The organism is Streptomyces sp. CRCS-T-1 (genome assembly GCF_024442335.1).
Taxonomy (GTDB): Bacteria; Actinomycetota; Actinomycetes; order Streptomycetales; family Streptomycetaceae; genus Streptomyces; species Streptomyces koelreuteriae.
On record NZ_CP101651.1, the window covers coordinates 5608557 to 5629996 of the forward strand.

The 21440-nt window shown below is 71.7% G+C and carries 13 protein-coding genes; 12 read left to right on the top strand and 1 reads right to left on the bottom strand.

Translation table 11 applies throughout. From position 1 onward, the window contains the following. Nucleotides 1–144 precede the first annotated feature (144 nt). The 10 genes from NNW99_RS25460 to NNW99_RS25505 all read left to right on the top strand — a co-directional run bounded on the left by NNW99_RS25460 (nt 145) and on the right by NNW99_RS25505 (nt 17228). Nucleotides 145–4254 carry an Rne/Rng family ribonuclease gene (locus NNW99_RS25460; protein WP_215121438.1) on the top strand — a complete coding sequence of 1370 codons (4110 nt, stop codon included), beginning with the start codon at nt 145–147 and terminating at the stop codon, nt 4252–4254. Between the two features lie 228 nt (nt 4255–4482). Further along, complete coding sequence (rplU, locus tag NNW99_RS25465) at nt 4483–4803, top strand: 50S ribosomal protein L21 (RefSeq protein WP_010041937.1); 321 nt, start codon at nt 4483–4485, stop codon at nt 4801–4803. Between the two features lie 14 nt (nt 4804–4817). Continuing rightward, nucleotides 4818–5072: a 50S ribosomal protein L27 gene (rpmA, locus tag NNW99_RS25470; protein WP_215121439.1), complete on the top strand. Its 255-nt coding sequence runs from the start codon at nt 4818–4820 to the stop codon at nt 5070–5072. A gap of 106 nt (nt 5073–5178) precedes the next feature. Then, nucleotides 5179–6615 carry a GTPase ObgE gene (obgE, locus tag NNW99_RS25475; RefSeq protein WP_215121440.1) on the top strand — a complete coding sequence of 479 codons (1437 nt, stop codon included), beginning with the start codon at nt 5179–5181 and terminating at the stop codon, nt 6613–6615. Between the two features lie 136 nt (nt 6616–6751). Further along, a complete protein-coding gene (locus NNW99_RS25480; protein ID WP_215121441.1) occupies nt 6752–8254 on the top strand; it encodes an FG-GAP-like repeat-containing protein in 1503 nt (500 codons plus the stop codon). Beyond that, nucleotides 8251–9747, top strand: a complete 1497-nt coding sequence (locus NNW99_RS25485) for an FG-GAP repeat protein (RefSeq protein ID WP_215121442.1) — start codon at nt 8251–8253, stop codon at nt 9745–9747. Before NNW99_RS25480 ends, NNW99_RS25485 begins: the two co-directional genes overlap by 4 nt. Nucleotides 9748–9915: 168 nt before the next feature. Beyond that, nucleotides 9916–11463, top strand: a complete 1548-nt coding sequence (locus tag NNW99_RS25490) for an alkaline phosphatase (protein WP_215121443.1) — start codon at nt 9916–9918, stop codon at nt 11461–11463. Between the two features lie 551 nt (nt 11464–12014). After that, a complete protein-coding gene (locus tag NNW99_RS25495; RefSeq protein ID WP_215121444.1) occupies nt 12015–13511 on the top strand; it encodes a bifunctional cytidylyltransferase/SDR family oxidoreductase in 1497 nt (498 codons plus the stop codon). Nucleotides 13512–13713: 202 nt separating this feature from the next. Further along, nucleotides 13714–15816 carry a CDP-glycerol glycerophosphotransferase family protein gene (locus NNW99_RS25500; protein ID WP_215124454.1) on the top strand — a complete coding sequence of 701 codons (2103 nt, stop codon included), beginning with the start codon at nt 13714–13716 and terminating at the stop codon, nt 15814–15816. Between the two features lie 203 nt (nt 15817–16019). Further along, nucleotides 16020–17228, top strand: coding sequence for a glycosyltransferase family 2 protein (locus NNW99_RS25505; protein ID WP_215121445.1), 1209 nt, complete (start codon nt 16020–16022; stop codon nt 17226–17228). Between the two features lie 63 nt (nt 17229–17291). On the opposite strand, the gene NNW99_RS25510 is transcribed toward NNW99_RS25505, so the two are convergent. After that, complete coding sequence (locus NNW99_RS25510) at nt 17292–19328, bottom strand: hypothetical protein (RefSeq protein ID WP_215121446.1); 2037 nt, start codon at nt 19326–19328, stop codon at nt 17292–17294. A gap of 297 nt (nt 19329–19625) precedes the next feature. Here NNW99_RS25510 and proB point away from each other — a divergent pair, with 297 nt between their 5' ends. Both proB and NNW99_RS25520 read left to right on the top strand, forming a co-directional pair. Further along, nucleotides 19626–20753, top strand: a complete 1128-nt coding sequence (gene proB / locus NNW99_RS25515; protein ID WP_215121447.1) for a glutamate 5-kinase — start codon at nt 19626–19628, stop codon at nt 20751–20753. A 133-nt stretch (nt 20754–20886) separates the two neighbouring features. Beyond that, entirely contained in the window at nt 20887–21345 is a 459-nt protein-coding gene (locus NNW99_RS25520) for a hypothetical protein (RefSeq protein WP_215124455.1), read from the top strand. The last annotated feature ends 95 nt before the right edge of the window (nt 21346–21440 follow it).

The following is a 21440-nucleotide window of genomic DNA, read 5'->3' on the forward strand; positions in this document are numbered from 1 at the left end:
GGAACCGGCGAGACAAGACACGGAGAGCTCCCGTGCGGCGCCCGCGCCCCGGACGGCGGCGACGCGCACAGCGCGAGCCGCGGACGTCACCGGCATCGCCGGACCAGGCGCGGCGCCCGGGAGCCTGACGGGAGAAAAGCCCGCATGCTCGAACCGACCGAACCCACAGAGTCCTCAACGGGCTCCGAACAGAACAGCCCCAGCGACACCCTGCCGCCTCGCCGGCGGCGCCGTGCCGCGTCCCGCCCGGCGGGTCCCCCCGTCGGCGGCTCCTCCGACGCCCCGGTGGAGACCGTCGCGCCGGCCATACCGGCCGCCGATCCCGACGAGCTCGCGACCGAGGTCGTGGAAGCCGACGAGGAAGTCGTCGCCGAGGCGGAAGAGACGTCCGAGGCCGCGCAGGCCACTGAGAGCGCAGAGAGCGCCGAAGAGGCCGCGCCCGCCGCCCCCGCCAAGCGGCGCCGCGCCGTCCGCCGGGCCTCCGCGCCCGCCGGCGCTCCGACGGCCACGGAGGCCGCCGAGACCGTCGTCCCGGTGACCACCGCCGCTCCGGCCGGCTCCGAGGCGTCGGAGCAGGCAGAGGCCCCCGCCGCGTCGGCCGCGGTGTCCGAGGACGCCGCTCCCCGGCGTACCCGGCGTCGTGCGACGCGCACGGTGACCTCGCCTGCTGCGGCTCCGGCGGAGACGTCCGAGACGGCGCAGGCCACGTCCGGCGACCCGGAGCCGGTGGCCGAGGCCGCCGCGCCCACCGAGGTCTCCGAGGAAGCCGCGCCCGCCGAGGACTCCGCTCCGCGCCGGACCCGCCGCCGTGCCTCGCGACGGGTGTCCGCACCCGCCGGGGCGCCGGAAGGCAACGCCGAGGAGGCGAAGGCACCCGTGACCGAGAACCCCGCCGCAGAGGCCGCCCGCGCCGCCGAGGCCCCCGCCGCTGAGGCCGCGCCCGCGCCCGAGGCCCCCGCCGAAGCCACCCCCGCCGCAGAACCCGCTGAGGCCGCCGAGGCCGCCGAGGATGCCGCCCCGCGGCGTCGTCGTCGCGTCGCTCGCAGGGCCGCCGGCGGTTTCGCCGAGCCCGCCCAGTCCCCGAGGTCCGCGAAGGCCTCGAAGTCCGCCGCGGCCACCGACACGGCTGCCGCCGAGAGCGAGTCGGCCGCGCGCCCCGCCCGTCCGGCCGTCGCCGTGTTCCAGGCGCCCGTGTTCACCGAGCCCCAGTTCCAGACGCCGGAGCGCGCCGCGGCCGCTGCCGCCGCCCAGGCTGCCGTGACCGAGGAGCCCGAGGAGACCGAGGCGCCCGCCGCGGCCGAGGCTCCCCGGGAGGAGCAGTCCGGCGGGTCCCGCCGCCGGCGCCGCCGCCGGGGTGCGGGCGACGAGCCCGAGGCCCCGGCCGCCGAGGCCGCCGCCGCTCAGAGCGCCGAGGACGAGTCCGAGGACGCCGAAGACTCCGCCGACTCCGACGAGCAGGAGGAGTCCGAGGGGAGCGGCTCGCGCCGCCGCCGTCGCCGGGGCGGCCGCCGCCGTAGGCGTGGCGACTCCGCCGACTCCGAGGACACCTCGGACGACGAGTCCGAGCAGGGCGCCGCCGCCCAGGACGCCGAGGACTCGGCCGAGGAGTCCGATGAGTCCGACGAGGCCGCCGACCGTGACGAGTCGTCCGGCGGAGGCGGCTCCAGCAGCAGCCGTCGGCGCCGTCGCCGCCGTCGCCGCGCCGGTGACAGCGGCACCGACTCCGAGACCTCCGAGGACGACCCGGAGCGCACGGTCGTCAAGGTCCGCGAGCCCAGGCCGAAGGCGGAGCCGTCCGACGAGGTGCAGTCCATCAAGGGCTCGACCCGTCTGGAGGCCAAGAAGCAGCGCCGCCGCGAAGGCCGCGAGCAGGGCCGCCGGCGCGTCCCGATCATCACCGAGGCCGAGTTCCTGGCCCGGCGCGAGGCCGTCGAGCGCGTGATGGTCGTCCGCCAGCACGGCGACCGTACGCAGATCGGCGTCCTCGAGGACAACGTGCTCGTCGAGCACTACGTCAACAAGGAGCAGTCGACCTCGTACGTCGGCAACGTCTACCTGGGCAAGGTCCAGAACGTGCTGCCGTCGATGGAGGCCGCCTTCATCGACATCGGCAAGGGCCGCAACGCGGTGCTGTACGCCGGTGAGGTCAACTTCGAGGCGCTGGGCATGGCCAACGGGCCGCGCCGCATCGAGTCCGCCCTGAAGTCCGGCCAGTCGGTGCTCGTCCAGGTGACGAAGGACCCCATCGGGCACAAGGGCGCGCGTCTGACCAGCCAGGTCTCCCTCCCCGGCCGCTACCTGGTCTACGTGCCCGAGGGCTCCATGACCGGCATCAGCCGCAAGCTGCCCGACACCGAGCGGGCCCGGCTGAAGACCATCCTCAAGAAGATCGTCCCCGAGGACGCGGGCGTCATCGTGCGCACCGCCGCCGAGGGCGCGAGCGAGGACGAGCTGCGCCGGGACGTCGAGCGGCTGCAGCAGCAGTGGGAGGACATCCAGAAGAAGGCCAAGAGCGGCAACGCCCCGACGCTGCTGTACGGCGAGCCGGACATGACCGTCCGGGTCGTCCGCGACATCTTCAACGAGGACTTCTCCAAGGTCGTCGTCAGCGGTGACGAGGCCTGGTCGACCATCCACGGGTACGTCTCGCATGTCGCGCCCGACCTGGCCGAGCGGCTGTCGAAGTGGACCTCCGAGGTCGACGTCTTCGCCACGTACCGGATCGACGAGCAGCTCGCCAAGGCCCTGGACCGCAAGGTCTGGCTGCCCAGCGGCGGCTCGCTGGTGATCGACCGGACCGAGGCGATGGTCGTCGTCGACGTCAACACCGGCAAGTTCACCGGTCAGGGCGGCAACCTCGAGGAGACCGTCACCAGGAACAACCTGGAGGCGGCCGAGGAGATCGTGCGCCAGCTGCGGCTGCGCGACCTCGGCGGCATCATCGTCATCGACTTCATCGACATGGTGCTGGAGTCCAACCGGGACCTGGTGCTGCGACGTCTGCTGGAGTGCCTGGGCCGGGACCGGACCAAGCACCAGGTGGCCGAGGTGACCTCGCTGGGGCTCGTGCAGATGACCCGCAAGCGGGTCGGGCAGGGGCTGCTGGAGTCCTTCTCCGAGACCTGCGTCCACTGCAACGGCCGCGGTGTCATCGTGCACATGGAGCAGCCGACCGGCGCCGGTGGCGGAGGCGGCGGCAAGCGCAAGAAGCGCGCGCGTGCCGGTGCCGACCAGCCGCACACGCACGAGGCGGCCGCCGTCGAGACCGCCGAGCAGGAGGCGGAGACCGAGGCGGAGGTCGGTGCCGAGATCGCCGAGCCGATCGCCCTGCCGGAGCCGTCCTTCGAGCCCGACGAGGAGCTGTACAGCAGCGCCGCCGAGGCGGAGGCCGCGGCCGGGCGTGGGCGTACGCGGCGTCGGGCGAGCCGGCGGGCGTCCGCACCGGCGGGTGCGCCGCGCGGTGAGGCGGCGGAGCCGAAGTCCAGGAAGGGCAGGAAGGCCGAGCAGGCCGAGGTGCCGACGGCGCAGGACGTGACCGCCGCCGAGGAGGTCGCCCGTCCGGTGCAGCCGGAGCCGGCCGCCGAGGCGCACGCCGAGCCGATGGCCGTCGAGGACCCGGTCGTCGAGGCCCCGGCCGCCGCGGCCGAAGCGGCCCCGGCCGCCGAGGAGGCCGCGCCCAAGGGCCGTGGCCGTCGGCGGGCGACGCGCAAGGTGTCCGCGCCGGCCGGTTCCCCGGCGGGGGCCGAGGCGACCGTGGTGACGGTCGCCGAGACCGCACCCGCCGCGCCGGAGGCCGCGGAGACGCCGGAGCGGGCCGAGCAGCCCGAGCCGGCCGCCGAGGCGCCCGCCGAGAGCGCCGCCCCGGCCCGTCCGCGCCGCCGTGCCGTGCGCAAGCCCACCGCGTCCACCGCGTCCGAGGAGGCGGCCGTCGTGGTCGTGTCGTCGGCAGCGGAGGAGGCGTCGGAGGCCGGAGCCCCGGCCGCCGAGGCCGCCGCGGAGGCGCCCGCCGAGGCCGCCGAGGAGGCCGCTCCGGCCAAGAAGACGGCCCGCAAGACGGCCAAGAAGGCCACCACGGCGAAGAAGGCCACCACCAAGAAGACCGCGGCGAAGAAGACCGCGGCCAAGAAGACGACGGCCAAGAAGGCGGCGACCACCAAGACCGCCGCGAAGAAGACCGCGTCGAAGAAGACCGTGGCGGCGGAGCAGACGGTGTCGTCCGCGTCCTCCGTCTCGGCCTCCACCGACGAGGGCTGACATCCCGTCCCTGTGCGACCGGCGTGACCGGTCGCACAGGGGGCGGACCGGCCTCGGTTTGACCCCCTCGGCCGGGGCCCCGTAACCTTGACCGTCGGCGTGTCGAATGACGCGTCACATCCCCGTAAACCTCACCCTCCGGGCGCCGGGCGCCCAGGAGAGGCTGCTCGCTGAGTCGGGCGGCTGGCCTGCGGGGGTGCCGTTTCCCCGAGCGAGAGAGAGTTCCGCGTGTACGCCATCGTGCGCAGCGGTGGTCGCCAGCACAAGGTTGCTGTCGGCGACATCGTTGAGGTTGACAAGATTTCCACCGCCCAGGTTGGCGACACGGTCGAGCTCTCGACCCTGCTCGTTGTCGACGGCGACTCCGTGACCAGCGACCCGTGGGTGCTGGCCGGCATCAAGGTCCAGGCCGAGGTCGTGGACCACCACAAGGGCCAGAAGATCGACATTCTGCGCTACAAGAACAAGACCGGTTACCGCCGTCGCCAGGGCCACCGCCAGCAGTACACGGCGATCAAGGTCACTGAGATCCCCGCGGCTGCGAAGTAAGGGACTGAGGAGAAATGGCACACAAGAAGGGCGCATCGTCCACTCGGAACGGTCGCGACTCCAATGCCCAGCGGCTCGGCGTGAAGCGCTTCGGCGGTCAGGTCGTCAACGCTGGTGAGATCCTGGTCCGTCAGCGTGGCACCCACTTCCACCCGGGCACCGGCGTCGGCCGTGGCGGCGACGACACGCTGTTCGCCCTGGCCGCCGGTTCGGTGCAGTTCGGCACCCACCGTGGCCGCAAGGTCGTGAACATCGTTCCGGTCGCCTGACCGGAATCTTTCGCGAGGCGGACCTCACTTCCCTCACGGGAAGCGGGTCCGCCTTTCGCGTGTTGGTTCTCAGAGAACACCCCGTACGTAACTGGAGGCACATCCCATGACCACCTTCGTGGACCGCGTCGAGCTGCATGTCGCCGCGGGTAACGGAGGCCACGGCTGTGCCTCCGTCCACCGTGAGAAGTTCAAGCCGCTGGGCGGGCCGGACGGCGGCAACGGCGGTCGCGGCGGGGACGTGATCCTCACCGTCGACCAGTCGATCACCACGCTTCTCGACTACCACCACTCCCCGCACCGCAAGGCCACCAACGGCAAGCCCGGCGAGGGCGGCAACCGCTCCGGCAAGGACGGGCAGGACCTGGTCCTGGCCGTGCCGGACGGCACGGTGGTGCTGGACAAGGCGGGCAACGTCCTCGCCGACATGGTCGGGCAGGGCACGTCCTTCGTCGCCGCGCAGGGGGGCCGGGGAGGGCTCGGCAACGCGGCGCTGGCCTCCGCCCGGCGCAAGGCGCCCGGCTTCGCGCTGCTCGGCGAGCCGGGGGACCTGCGGGACGTCGTCCTGGAGCTGAAGACCGTCGCCGACGTGGCGCTCGTGGGCTATCCGAGCGCCGGCAAGTCGTCCCTGATCTCGGTGCTCAGCGCCGCCAAGCCGAAGATCGCCGACTACCCCTTCACCACGCTCGTGCCGAACCTCGGTGTCGTCACGGCCGGTTCGACCGTGTACACGATCGCCGACGTGCCCGGGCTGATCCCCGGGGCCAGTCAGGGCAAGGGCCTGGGCCTGGAGTTCCTGCGGCACGTGGAGCGGTGCAGTGTCCTCGTGCACGTCCTGGACACCGCCACGCTGGAGTCCGACCGCGACCCGGCCTCCGACCTCGACATGATCGAGGAGGAGCTGCGGCAGTACGGCGGGCTGGACAGGCGCCCGCGGATCGTCGTCCTGAACAAGACCGACGTACCGGACGGCAAGGACCTGGCCGAAATGGTGCGGCCCGACCTGGAGGCGCGCGGCTACCGCGTGTTCGAGGTGTCGGCCGTGGCGCACCTGGGGCTGAAGGAGCTGTCGTTCGCACTCGCGGAGCTCGTGGCCACGGCCCGGGCCGCGAAGCCGAAGGACGAGGCCACCCGGATCGTGATCCGGCCCAAGGCCGTCGACGACACGGGCTTCACCGTCACCCGCGAGGCCGACGGCCTGTTCCGGGTGCGCGGTGAGAAGCCCGAGCGGTGGGTGCGGCAGACCGACTTCAACAACGACGAGGCGGTCGGATACCTCGCGGACCGGCTCAACCGGCTCGGTGTCGAGGAGTCGCTGGTGAAGGCGGGTGCCCGGGGCGGCGACGGCGTCGCCATCGGACCCGAGGACAACGCGGTCGTCTTCGACTGGGAGCCGTCCCTGACGGCCGGCGCGGAGATGCTCGGCCGGCGCGGTGAGGACCACCGGTTCGAGGGAGAGCGCCCGGCAGCGCAGCGCCGTAGGGACCGGCAGGCCGAGAGGGACGAAGCGGAGCAGGAGTTCGACGACTTCGAGCCGTTCTGAGTTAACAAAGAGCAAATTCGCGACCGACTTTGGTGCAACCAAGTCGTTCTCCAATGTGTCGTACAGGGCAGAGCGGATGAGGATCTTGTTTCTCGCCGTGCAGTAACTGCCCATGCGATCAACGGAGTTGACGTACGTGCCCCAGTCCACGAGCAAGCGCAGGATCGGCCGAGGCATCGGAGTCGCGGCGGCGATCGCCGTCGCCGCCGCCGTCACCGCCCCGGTGGCCGCTCATGCCGTCCCGGCCGCGGACGCCGCCCCCGCCGCCGCTTCGAAGCTCCACGACGACTTCAACGGCGACGGCTATCAGGACCTGGCTGTCGCCGACTCGTACGGCAAGGTCGACGGGAAGGCCCGGGCCGGATACGTGGCCGTCGTGTACGGCTCGGCCAAGGGACTCGACCTCGGCCACAAGCAGGTCATCAGCCAGAACTCCCCGGGCATACCGGGTGCGGCGGAGACCGACGACTACTACGGCGAGGGCATCGCCGCCGGTGACCTCGACGGCGACGGTTACGCCGACCTGGTCGTGGGGGCCCCGAGCGAGGACGTCGGGGACGTCACGGCCGCCGGCACACTCGCCGTGCTGTGGGGCGGGAAGCAGGGCCTGTCCGGCGGCACGGCCGTCGCCACCGGCACCGAGGAGGACCGGGTCGACTCCAAGACCCCGGCGCTCGGAGACTTCGACAACGACGGCCACCTGGACCTCGCCACCGGCAACCGCCTGCTGTCCGGGCCCTTCGACCGCACCGGCGGCGCCGCGAGCAGCCGCACCCTCGCCCTGGAGCCCGCGTACGTCACGGACGACGTGGCCACCGGCGACGTCGACCACGACGGTGTCACCGATCTGGTCGCGCTCATCCACGACGTCAGCGACGACGACATGCACGACCCCGACTACAGGCACCGTCGCGCGGTCTACCTGCGCGGCACACCGGACGGCCTGAGCAAGCCCGTCGAGCTGAAGAACCCCGACGGCACACGCATGCGCGGCGGCGAGCACCTCGGCATCGGTGACGTGGACAAGGACGGGTTCGCCGACCTCGTGATCGGCCGTTCGAACGACGGCTTCGGCGAAACCGACCTGGACGACCCGCTGCTGAAGGGCGGCCAGATCGGCGTGGTGCACGGCTCGGCCGACGGCCCCGACACCTCCCGTACGACGGTCATCACGCAGAACACCCCTGGTGTGCCGGGCGACGCGGAGTGGGCCGACGGCTTCGGCGGGGGCATCTCCGTCGGTGACATCAACGCCGACGGCTACGCGGACGTCTCCACCGGCAGCGCGAGCGAGGCCATCGGAGACGTTTACGCGGCCGGCCAGGTCACCGTCCTGCGCGGCGGCAAGTCCGGGCTGAGCGGCAACGGCGCCTTCAGCATGAGCCAGAACACCAAGAACGTCCCGGGCGAGGCGGAGCAGAACGACTTCTTCGGCGCCGAGACCAAGCTCCTCGACGTCAACGGCGACGGCCGGGCCGAGCTGTTCGCCGGTGCGACCGGTGAGAACCGGGACGGCGGAGTCTGGGCGTTCCCGAACACCGTCAACGCCCCCACCGCCACCGGTTCGGTCAGCTTCGGCGCGGGCACCCTCGGCACGGGCGCGAACGGCTCCGCCCTCGGCTCGGGCTTCACCCGATGAGCGCGCGCTTCCGCTCCCGCCGCGGCCGGCTCGCCATCGCCACCGGCCTCGTCCTCCTCACGGGCGCCCTCGCGGTCCCCGCCGCCCACGCCGCGCCCCCGAGCGCCACGCCGAACGCCGAGCGTCCGCGTGACGACTTCAACGGCGACGGCTACGCCGACCTCGCCACGGCCGCCCCGTCCGCGACCGTCGCCGGTAAGAAGGGCGCCGGTTATGTCGCCGTGCTCTACGGCACGGCGAACGGGCTGTCCACGACGAACCGGCAGGTCTTCAGCCAGAACTCGGCCGGTGTGCCCGGCGACGCCGAGAAGGACGACGCCTTCGGCAGCGCGCTCGGCACCGCCGACCTCGACCGCGACGGGTACGCGGACCTGGTCGTCGGTGTGGGCGGCGAGGACACGGCCGACGGCGGCGCCGAATCCGGCCTGGTCGAGGTCCTGTGGGGCGGCCCGAAGGGGTTGTCCGGCAGCGCCGTGGTGGCCACCGGCAAGGAGTACGACAGCCTCGGCAGCCGGGGCCGTCTGACCGTCGGGGACGTCGACGGCGACGGTGCCGCGGACCTGGTGACCGTGGAGAACCAGTTCTATCTGCGCGTGGTGAGCGGCCCGTTCACCCGGGACGGCGCCACGGCCCGTGAGGATCAGATCCTGAAGGACGAGTTCGACACCCGCGTCCTCGACCTGGCCACCGGCGACGTCAACGGCGACGGTGTCACCGACATCGCCGCCACCCAGAACGACGGCGACGAGTGGGACGCCCGCCGGGTCGTGTACTGGCCGGGCTCCCGGCAGGGACTGAAGCCGTACCTCACCGTGGAAGGCGCCGACGGCCACCGGCTCCAGGGCGGCGAGAACCTCGACGTCGGGGACATCGACCAGGACGGCGTCGACGACATCGTGGTGGGCCGGGCCGTCACCGGGTACGACAGCGACCTCGACAACCCCGCCGTCAAGGGCGGCCGGGTCACCTGGATCCCGGGCACCCCGAACGGACCGGACGGCACCAGGGCCGCGCACCTCAACCAGGACAGCCCCGGGGTGCCGGGCGCCGCCGAGGCGGGCGACGGCTTCGGGACCGACGTCCGCGTCGCCGACGTCAACGGCGACGGCTACCCGGACGTGGCGACCGGGCTGCCCGGTGAGGACCTGGACGGCCTGGCCGACGCGGGCGCGGTCGTCGTGCTGCGCGGCAGCGCGAAGGGGCTCACCGGCACCGGCGCCCAGGTGGTCACGCAGAACACGCCCAACGTGCCGGGCGCCGCCGAGAAGGGCGACGCCTTCGGCTCGGCCGTGCACCTCGCCGACGCGAACCACGACGGCCTGGCCGACCTGGCCGCCGGCGCGGCGGGGGAGAACGCCAAGGCCGGGTCCGTCTGGTACTTCAGGTCCGGCCCGAAGACCGTCGTGAGCCCGAACGGCACCACGACCTTCGGCAACACGCTCCTCGGCACCACCCCCACGGACGCTCGGCTCGGTACGCTCTTCGCCGACTGATCATCCGTCAGACCCGCTGCGGCAACGGCTTGTTCCGGTGCTGGCGGCGGGTCTCTTTTTGTCTGCTTAGTTGTCATGTACGTGAACCCCGGCGTTCAGCGGGCGGGTCGCCCGCGAGCGTGAAGCTTCCCAGAGTCCATGTGGCCAGCGAGGTAAGGGAGTCAGCCGATGACAGCAGGATCGCCCGACCGACGCCGCTTTCTGACCGCCGGCGCCGCGGTGCTCGGCGCCGCCGCCTCCGCCCAGCTGTGGCTCCCGGCCGCCGCCCGCGCGGCCGAGACGCCGCTCCCCGACGGTGTGTTCAGCCTCGGCGTCTCCTCAGGTGACCCGCTGCCTGACGGCATAGTGCTGTGGACCAGGCTCGCCCCCGACCCGCTGAACGGCGGGGGCATGCCCGACCGGGTGGTGCCGGTGGAGTGGCAGCTTGCGGAGGACCACCGGTTCAGAAAGCTCGTCCGCCGGGGCACCGCCCAGGCCCGGCCCGAGTACGGGCACAGCGTTCACGTGGACGTACGCGGGCTGCGCGCGGACCGCAGGTACTGGTACCGCTTCCGCACCAGCGGGCAGCTCTCACCCGTCGGCCGCACCCGCACCGCGCCCCACCCGCACAGCTCCGGTGGCTCCCTGCGCATGGCTCTCGCGTCCTGCCAGAACTGGCAGCACGGCTATTTCACGCCATACGCAGACATGCTCGATCAGGACCCCGACATCGTGGTCTTCGTCGGCGACTACATCTACGAGTCCACGCCCTCGGCGACGGCCCTGCGGCGGCACGAGGGCACCGGTGAGCCGTTCAGCCTCGTCCAGTACCGCAACCGGTACGCGCAGTACCGCACCGACCCGGACCTCGCGGCGATGCACGCGGGCGCGCCCTTCGTGGTGAGCTTCGACGACCACGAGGTGGACAACGACTTCGCGGGCGAGATCCCGCAGGACCCCGACAAACAGCCGCACGACGCGTTCGTGGCCCGGCTGACCGCGGCCTACCAGGCCTTCTACGAGCACATGCCGGTCCGCGCCACCGCCGTCCCCGACGGGCCGCACATCCGGATGCACCGCCGCCTGGAGTTCGGCCGCCTCGCCCGGCTCAACGTCCTGGACACCCGGCAGTACCGCAGCGACCAGGCCACCAGCCAGGCCGGCGCCCAGGACCCGTCGCTGACCATGCTGGGCGCGCAGCAGAAGCGGTGGCTGCTCGACGGGCTCAAGGACTCGCCCGCCCGCTGGAACCTGATCGCCTCCCAGATCATGATGGCCGAGACGGACCTCAAGGTCGGCGAGGGCAAGCTCTGGTTCTACGACGCCTGGGACGGCTACCAGGCCGAACGCAACCAGTTCTCCCAGGAGTTCAAGCAGGTCCGCAACCCCGTGGTGCTCTCCGGGGACCGGCATCTGACGATGATCAGCGACCTCAAGGAGGACTACGCCGACCCGGACTCCGCGGTCGTCGGCGCCGAGTTCGTCGGCACGTCCATCTCCAGCAACGGCGACCAGGACCAGGAGGCGTTCCGCAGGGAGTGGGACCCGCGCCGCCCCGACAACCCGCACTGGAAGCTGCTCGACGCCCACCGCGGCTACCACCTCTTCGACATCGACCGCGACGGCATCGACGCGCAGGTGAGGGTGGTCGACACCGTGCGGCAGCCGACCTCGGTGCCGAGCACGCTGGCGAAGCTGCGGGTCGAGGCGGGCCGGCCGGGCGTCGAGGTGGTCTGACGGCCTTTTGAGCAGGGAGCCGGACGGGAGCCCGGGACTCATCGGAGTCCCGGGCTCTTCCGTCTCTTCCCTTACCCCGACCGAGATCGAAATGCTGCGCAATCTTTACCGATAATTCCGCGGCAATGGGCGGCTGAACGAGCGGTATTCGACTTGTCCGCGACGATGCGCCGACGCTTATGAAGAACGCGTGCCGCCCCGTGCCCGGGAAGGTGAAGACCGGCCCGTGACGACTGACACGGCCCTCGGGTGCGACGCGCCGCCGCCAAGACGCGTACCGTGCACCAGACATCGTCCCCGACATCGCTCAAGGAACTGGTGAAGGCCCTCCTGTCGCCGCGGTCTCACGCGGCTCTGACGCCGCTGTGCTCCTGTGGAGTTACTCACAGCGCATTTCGAGGGTCTTCACGGAGTCGTCTCACCAATCACCGGCACTCCCAGGTGAATGACAGGTTGCGCGCACATATGTGGCGAAGGTCGCTCACCTTGCACTGCGGTAACCACAAGTGGGACCATTTCCAAGTTCCCTGTCGCCCCGAGGTAGGTCACCTGTGTCCCAGCACATAGCCAAGCCCCGTACCACCGCAGTGATCCTGGCTGGTGGTACCGGTCAGCGCGTTGGTCTGTCGATCCCCAAGCAGCTGCTGAAGATCGCCGGCAAGGCAGTCATCGAGCACACGCTGACCACCTTCGAGAACGCCGACTCGATCGACGACGTCATCGTGCTGATGGCGCAGGGCTACGTGCCCGACGTCGAGAAGATCGTGGCCAAGGCCGGATTCAAGAAGGTCTCGAAGGTCATCGAGGGCGGCTCCACGCGGAACGAGACCACCGAGCGCGCCATCGCCGCCCTCGGTGAGGGCCTGGCCGAGGGCGAGGACGCCAACGTCCTCTTCCACGACGCCGTGCGCCCCCTGCTGTCGCAGCGCGTCATCGACGACTGCGTCGTCGCGCTGGAGCGCTTCCAGGCCGTCGACGTGGCCATCCCGTCCGCGGACACCATCATCGTCACGCGCACGCACGGCGAGGACGGCGAGTTCATCACCGAGATCCCGGACCGCTCCCGGCTGCGCCGCGGCCAGACCCCGCAGGCCTTCAAGCTGTCCACGATCAAGCGTGCCTACGAGGTCGCCTCGAACGACCCCAACTTCCAGGCCACCGACGACTGCTCCGTCGTGCTCAAGTACCTGCCGGACGTGCCGATCCACGTCGTCGCGGGTGACGAGTACAACATGAAGGTCACGCAGCCCGTCGACGTCTTCATCGCCGACAAGCTCTTCCAGCTCGCCTCGACCGCCGCGCCGGAGCAGGTCTCCGAGGAGGCCTACCGCGAGCTCCTCACCGGCAAGACCATGGTCGTCTTCGGCGGCTCCTACGGCATCGGCAAGGACATCGGCGAGCTCGCCGAGTCCTACGGCGCCAAGGTCTACGCGCTCGGCCGCTCCACCACCGGCACCCACGTGGAGAACCCGGAGGAGGTCGACGACGCGCTGTCCAAGGCGTACGCCGAGACCGGCCGCATCGACTACGTGGTGAACACCGCGGGCGTGCTGCGCATAGGCAAGCTCGCCGAGACCGACAACGCCACCATCGAGGAGGCGCTGAAGGTCAACTACCTGGCCCCGGTCCAGATCGCCCGCTCCTCGTACAAGTACCTGTCCGAGACCAAGGGCCAGCTGCTGCTGTACACCTCCAGCAGCTACACCCGCGGCCGCGCCGAGTACAGCCTGTACTCCTCGACCAAGGCCGCCATGGTGAACCTCACCCAGGCCCTGTCCGACGAGTGGGCCGGCGATGGTGTCCGCGTCAACTGCATCAACCCCGAGCGCACCGCCACCCCCATGCGCACCAAGGCCTTCGGCCAGGAGCCCTCGGGTTCCCTGCTGTCGTCCGAGGCCGTGGCCCGCACCTCGCTCGACGTGCTGCTGTCCGAGCTGACCGGCCACGTCATCGACGTCCGCCAGCAGGACCCGACGGCCGGCGCGGCCCGGGCGTCCGGCTTCGAGCAGGCGCTCGCCACGGTTCTGGACCGGCAGGACGGCGTGTAATAATTGCCGCCAAATAGACCCCGGTAATTCAGGCCTCTGCGGTCTCCTGTTCACGACGTTCGTCGACAGGAGAGTTCGCAGGGGCCTGAATCCATACCGTCCCGCGAATATTCACAGACCAGCCGCAATTCCGAACCAGACCGGCACACCCCTCCCAAGAGCAGGTTTCTCCGTGATATCCACCGCTATTCGCGTCGCCCGGGTGGGCAGTGCGGCCCAGCTGGCCGCGGCGGTCCTCATGATGGCGGGCTACCCCGCCCTCATGCTGGCCGCGCTCGTCCCGAGCGTTCCCGCCTTCGCGGCAGCGGCCGCCGTGACGTACCTGGCGGACCACTATCTGCACCGCAAGAGCAGCTATCTGATCAACCGCCTCAGCAAGGTGCGGGCGGGCCTGTCGATCCGCTTCCTGATCCGGCAGCTCCTCCTCGTCCTGCTGCTGGCCCGGCTGTCCCTCGCGGACAACCTGATCTACTACGGGGCGATCGCCTGCTTCATCGCCTTCTACGGTCTGCAGGCCCCGCACGGCGCGCTGGTGCAGCTGATCCGCAACCGCCGCCGTATGCCGGTCGCCACCCGCAACGTCGACCTGAAGTCGCGCATCCGCATCCCGGACGCCCCGCCGCGCAAGCTGCTGCACCGCTCCGCCGAGAAGATGCTGCACATCGACCTCTTCGCGGTCGCCGGCATCCTGCTCGCCGCGCAGGTGAAGTCCGCTCTCGTCGGCTTCGTCGGCATCGGCATCACGGTCGCCCTCGGCGTGCTGTACGTGCTGGCGCTCGTGCCGTTCGTGCGCGGCCGGAAGATCCCGCCGAAGGCCGACACGGTCCTGGCCGCCGTCGACGACTGGCTGGGCGAGTACCAGCCGGAGACGGTCCTGTACTTCTCCGGTTCGAAGGACTCCGCCTACCAGGTCAACATGTGGCTGGACACCATGGAGAACCTGGACTCCAAGCCGCTGATCATCCTGCGTGAGCGGGCCATCCTGAACAATCTGGCGCCCACCACGGTCCCGGTCGTCTGCGTGCCCGGAGGGGTGCACCTGATGAACATGGACCTGTCCACGGTGCGGGTCGCGCTCTACGCGGCCAACGTCGGCAAGAACATCCACATGCTGCGCGTGCCCACGATCAAGCACGTCTTCATCGGCCACGGCGACAGCGACAAGCTCGCCAGCGTCAACCCGTACAGCAAGGTCTACGACGAGGTGTGGACGGCCGGCCGCGCGGGCCGCGACCGCTACGCCATCGCCGACGTCGGTGTCCGCGACGACGACATCGTCGAGGTCGGCCGCCCCCAGCTCGCCCCGATCCAGACCTGGCAGGGCGTGCCCGACGGCCGCATCCCGACCGTGCTCTACGCCCCCACCTGGGAGGGCTGGGACGGCAACCCGGGCAACACCTCGGTCGTCCTGGCCGGCGAGAACATCGTGCGGCAGCTCGTGCAGGCCGACCCGCCGGTCCGCGTCCTGTACAAGCCGCACCCGTTCACCGGCAACGTGAGCAAGGAGGCCGGCGCCGCCCACCAGCGCATCACCGCCCTGGTGCGCAAGGCCGCCGCCGAGCGCGCCCTCGACACGCGCTTCGCCGCCGACACGGCCGTCCAGGCCGACGCCAAGGCCGAGCTGGCCCGTATCGAGGCCCGGCTCGCGCAGCTGTCCGGCTCCGGCGGCGAGCGCCGCGACGAGGCCGAGGCCACCCGTGACGGGCAGGTCGACATCGCCCGGCACGAGGAGGTCGCCCGGCTGCGCCGCGAGTGGAACGACGCCTACTGGCGTTCCTTCCCCGCCTGGGAGCACCGCGTCATCACCGGCGCCGACCCGCGGCTGTACGACTGCTTCAACGTCTCCGACGCGATGGTTTCCGACATCTCCAGCGTGGTCTCCGACTTCATCGCGAGCGGCAAGCCGTACGCGGTCACCGACTCCGCCGAGGTGGGCGTCGAGGAGTTCAAGCGGAACAACACGGCGGTGCGCGCCGCGGTGATCCTGTCCAACAGCGCGGCCGAGCTGCCCGAGCTGCTCGCCGCTGTCCGCGACCGGGCCGCCGATCCGCTGGCCGAGGACCGCAAGGAGCTCAAGCAGTACCTGCTGGGCCCGGACGAGCCGACCTCGCTCGTCCAGTTCAACACCGCCGTCGCGGACCTCGCCCTCAAGGCCGAGACGCGCAACGTCGGCCAGGAGTCACGGGTGGCGGCCGCCCTGGCCGATGCCGAGGTCGACCCCGAGGCCGACGCCGAGCTGGCGAACGCCGTGCCCGGGCAGCGGGCGGCCGCGGCCGGTGACACGGACGGTGTCGGCGCGGGCTGACCCACCGGCTGATCAAGGGCTCGGTCCCCGAGGAAGACCTTCCTCGGGGACCGAGCCCTTTCGCGTGCCCGCCGCCTGTCGATTCATCGTGTGACCTGTCCCACTAACACGTGCGTGCGAGGCAACCGCTTGCCCTGATCACCCGTCTACCAAGTAGCGAATGAGGCGATACGGGGGGAATATCCCATTGACTAGGGGGAAACGTGACCGTTGCGCAGCCTGATGTGAGTGTGATCATCGGGGCGTACGAAGCGATGCCGTATCTGATCGAGTGCCTCTCGTCCGTCGAGGCACAGACCATCGATCCGACGCGCGTCGAGGTCATCGCGGTGGACGACGGATCGACGGACGGCACGGGGGAGTACCTGGAGGAGTTCGCCGCGCGCGCACCCATGAACGTCCTGGTGATCCGTCAGGAGAACTCCGGCGGCCCCAGCGGCCCGCGCAACGTCGGCCTGGGCAAGGCGACCGGGCGCTATGTCTTCTTCCTCGACGCCGACGACCGGCTCGGCCCCGAGGCCCTGGAGCGGATGGTCGCCATGGCCGACCGGGCGGGCACGGACGTCGTCCTCGGCAAGGTCGAGGGCGTCAACCGCTCCGCGCCGAAGTCCATGTGGGGCAAGACGGTGGAGCGGACCGACGTCTTCTCCTCCAACATCAAGTTCACGCTCAGCGCGCAGAAGCTGTTCCGCCGCGAGCTGCTGGACCGGCACGGCATGCGGTTCGACGAGTCGCTGTTCACCGGCGAGGACGCGCTGTTCACCATGGAGGCGTATCTGCGGGCGGACGGCGTCTCCGTGGTCGCCGACCACACCTGCTACTACCTGGTCGGCCGCGACGACGGCAAGCACGTGACCAAGAGCGGCAGTTACGCGCTGCGGTTCGACTCCGCGCGGGCCTTGATGAACCTCATCGCCGAGCATGTCCCCGCGGGTGGCCGGCGCGACCAGCTCATGCTGCGGCCGTTACTCGTCACGCTGCTGCCGCAGTTCGGGCCCAAGTACCTCACGGACAGCGAGGAGATCCGTCGGCACAAGTTCGAGCTGGCCAAGCCTCTGCTGGACGCCCACTGGACCGAGGGAGCCGCCCAGCGCCTCAGGGTCCACGAGCGGCTGCGGCTGCATCTGGTCGCCGAGCAGCGGCCCGAGCTGCTCGTCGAGGTCGTGAAGTTCGTCAAGGCCAAGAAGCAGGCGGCGGCGCTCCTGGAGCGCAAGGGCCGCCGCGTCTACCTGGCCTACCCGCACTTCCGCGACCGCGACGCCGGCATCCCCGACTCGGTGTACCTCGCCGAGCCGCGCGAGGCCCGGGCCTTCCCGGGCTACCGCGAGGGCGGCGCCCACACGTTCGTACGCCGGGCGGTGCGCAAGGCGCGGCGGGTGCTGACGCCGCGTGAGGTGCGGTCGGCGGCGTGAACACGGGCGCGGGGGCCGGCTTTCGCCCGGCCCCCGCGTTCGTCCCGCATCCGTACCGGCCGCTCAGCGCGGTGCGGCCGGGAGCGTCGTCTCCGTGCGCTGGCCGGGCAGTTCCGCCGTCAGCCGCTCCGCCACCCGTTCCCGGTGTTCCAGGGCCCTGCCGCACAGCTCCCGCACGGCCGTGTCGAACCGCTCCTGCGACGACGGCTCGGCCGGGCCCAGCAGCCGCAGCTTCAACGCGGCCCGTGCCTCGCCCAGTTCGTCCTTCTCCGGGTGCCGGACCGCCTCCAGCAGGGCCGGCACCCCGCCCGCGTCCGGCGACAGCACCGTCGCCGCCACCACCGTCGGGAACGCCGTACGGAACGCGTCCTCGCTCAGCCCGCTGGTGTTCGCCACCGCGTACGGCTTCTCGCTCGCCAGGAAGTCGCTGATCACGCTCGACACATCGCTGACCAGCAGGTCGGCCACGTCGAAGCAGGAGTACAGCGCGGGCCGGACGTCCGTGATGATCTGGTGCTCGCCCTCCGGCAGCGAGGCCCAGTACGCCTCCTCCCAGGCCGCCGTCGCCCGCGCCACCGCCTCGGCCCGGCCCGGCTCCGGCGCCGACTGCACCCGCATGCGCTCCACCGTGTCGGCCCCCGCGCGGAAGTCGGTCGTGGTGAGGCGGTCCAGCTCCCGCGTGAGACGGTCGAGTCCGGCGTCGCCCGAGGGGCGTGGCCCCGTCCGCTCCCGGTTCGCCGCCCGGATCAGCTCCCGGATCCGCAGATCGGCCGCGCCCGCGCGCGGGTCCACCGACCCCGTCAGCGGATGCGGCTTGTACAGCAGCCGCACGCCCGGGTCGGCGAGCAGCGCCCGCACCAGGTTCTCGCCGGCCGCGATCACCGAGGTGTTGCCGGGGTTGCCGTCCCAGCCCTCCCAGGTCGGCGCGTACAGGACGGTCGTCCAGGCGCCGGCCGGCGGGCCCGCGTACGGCCGTACGGCGTCCAGTTGCGGGCGGCCGGTCTCCACCACGTCCTTGTCCTCGACGCCCACCTCGGCCAGCGCGTACCGCTCGCGCGCGGCGGGCCCGGCCACCCACACCTCGTCGTAGGCCTTCGCGTACGGGTTGCACGAGGACAGCTTGTCGCTCTCGCCGTGGTTGACGAAGGTGTGCTTGATCGTGGGGATGCGCAGCACCTGGGAGGTCTTGCCGGAGTTCGACGGGTGGACGAGGACCTGCAGCGTGGAGTGCTCCAGCCGCATCAGCGTCGACACCTTCGGCAGGCACACGATCGGGATGTCCGTCGCCGCGATCTTCTGCGTCATGAACCGCTCGCGCAGCACGATGACCGGCCTGCCGTCCCCCCGCGCGAGGGGCTCCAGCCACATGTTCGCCTGATAGGCCGAGGCGGCGCCGCCGGAGAAGTACAGACCGACGGTGGGCCGGTACGCGGCCAGCCACGCGTCGAACCAGTCGAGCACCTCCTGCTCGCCGGCCGGGCGGCGGCCCGGCAGCAGCCGCAGCAGCAGCGCGCCGAGGCCGGTCAGCGCGAGGAGGAGGGAGAGCGCGATGCCGACCGCCGCGTACACCGGCTCGTCGCCCGGGGCGGCGGCCAGCAGCCCGGCCGTCGCGGGCAGGCCGAACACCAGCAGCCGGTGGCCGGGGCGGCGCAGCAGCAGGGCCGGGGCCGGGGACAGCCGCAGCGCCGAGGCGTCGATGTTCCGGGTCACCACCGGCAGGGTGCGGGTCCGGCGCACCAGGACGGAGACCGCCTGGATCGCGCAGTGCAGTACGTAGAAGGCGAGCAGCCCGGCCACCAGCGGGACGTACACCGTCTCCCGGTCCTGTTCGCCGAGCCGCAGCAGGCCCACGACCAGCAGCAGATCGCGCAGGACGTGCCGCACGGTGATGTCCGCGTGCGACTTGGCGAACAGCGACAGCACCCCGCGCTGCCACCGCAGCAGGGCGCCCTCGGTGGCCAGGGAGACGGCGGTCGCGGCGAGCAGCAGCGGTACGTGGGGCAGCAGCGCCGCGACCGCCTGTGCGGCGAACGCGGCGGCCAGGACGAGGGTGACCAGCCCCTTCAGCAGGACCGGTGGACGGGGGAGAGGTACGGGCACTGCGGTCACTCCAGGAGCGTCGGGTGTCGGCGCAGGTCGGCCGTACGGGTTAACGCGCGGCGACCTCCTGACGACACGCGCGTGTCGCCGGAGCGTAGGGAGCCTGTCGGCCCGCTGTGACGTCGGACCGTAGCGGAAGATCGCGTTCCTGTCTTCGGCCGGGACGGAACTCCTACGCGGCCGTCGTCCGTGACGCGGGCGGCACCGTCCGTAGCGTGGACCGGCGCCGCGCCGGGTCTCGCCGTCCCGTAGATTTCCTGGTGAGGGACCGAATCGACGCGAGGGGCGGACGGGGACGTGGCAGGGGCAAGACAGGCCGTGGGCGAGGCCCGCAGAATCGTCGTCAAGGTCGGTTCCTCCTCGCTGACCACCGCCTCGGGCGGCCTGGACGCGGACCGCGTGGACGCGCTGGTCGACGTGCTCGCCAAGATCCGCAGCGGCGGGGAGCGGGAGATCGTGCTGGTCTCCTCGGGTGCCATCGCGGCCGGACTCGCCCCGCTGGGCCTGCGCCGCCGCCCCAAGGACCTCGCCCGGCAGCAGGCCGCCGCCAGCGTCGGCCAGGGCCTGCTCGTCGCCCGCTACACCGCCTCCTTCGCCCGCTACGGCGTCCGCGTCGGCCAGGTGCTGCTGACCTCCGACGACATGAGCCGCCGCGCCCACCACCGCAACGCCTCGCGCACCCTCGACAAGCTGCTGGCGATGGGCGCCTTCCCGATCGTCAACGAGAACGACACCGTCGCCACGGACGAGATCCGCTTCGGCGACAACGACCGCCTCGCCGCCCTGGTCGCCCACCTCGTCCACGCCGACCTGCTGGTCCTGCTGTCCGACGTGGACGGGGTCTACGACGGCGACCCGGCGCGGCCCGGCACGTCCCGCATCGCCGAGGTGCGCGAGCCGTCCGACCTCGCGCACGTCGAGATCGGCAGCGCGGGCAAGGCCGGCGTCGGCACCGGCGGCATGGTCACCAAGGTCGAGGCCGCCCGGATCGCCACCGGCGCCGGTGTGCCCGTCGTGCTCACCAGCGCCATCCACGCGGCCGACGCCCTGACCGGCGAGGACACCGGCACCTTCTTCCACCCCACCGGCAAGCGCTCCGCCGACCGGCTGCTCTGGCTCCAGCACGCGTCCACCCCGCAGGGCGCGCTGACCCTGGACGACGGTGCCGTCCAGGCCGTCGTGGACCGCCGCAAGTCGCTGCTGCCGGCCGGGATCGCCGCCGTCGAGGGCGAGTTCAGCGCCGGCGACCCGGTCGAACTGCGGGACGCCACGGGACGGGCCGTGGCCCGGGGGCTCGTCAATTTCGACGCCAAGGAGATCCCCCGGCTGATCGGCCGCTCCACCCGCGAGCTGGCCCGCGAACTCGGGCCCGCGTACGAACGCGAGGTCGTACACAGGGACGACCTGGTGGTCCTCCACCCGTAATGGGCCGAAACATCCGCCCCCGGTGGTGGACGTTCCGCAAAACCGCCACGCGATCTCCCGCGGCCTGCTGAACTTTGTCCCAGGGCAATATTCCGCAGGAGCACCACTGTGCAAAGGAGGCGTCGTGAGACGAGTGCGCCCTGGGGCCACGGCGTCCCGTGGTGGTGCAGGCTCCCGCGCGGCCGGTGACGAGCGCGCCCTGACCAGCGTGGCGGCCGGTGACCGGTTCCAGGGCGAGGAACCCGCCGACATCCCGCGCCTGTGGCACGTCACCCTCAGCGTCTCCGGCCGGGAGGCCCCGCTCCCCGAGGTACGGCGCGCCCTGGAACAGCTCGCCCACGACCATCCCTTCCTCCTGACCAGCCGCTACGCGGTCGACCACGCGGAGATCCGCTACTGGGAGGAGGCCCGCGACCTGCACGACGCGGCCGCCGTAGCCCTGCGCCTGTGGGGCGAACACCGGCAGACCGCCGGACTGCCGCCCTGGGAGATCGTCGGCCTTGAGGTCATCGACCGCGCGACCTACCACCAGCGCATCGCCGAGGGGTACGGACCGCCACCGGCGTCCCCGGTCGGAGTCCACCCGTTCTGACCCGGCCCACCCTGGTCCAGGAGGCGTCTCGGGAGCGCCCCGGGGGTGTCTCGGGGTGTGAAACGAACGATGAACGGATCCGCCCGGCGCACTAC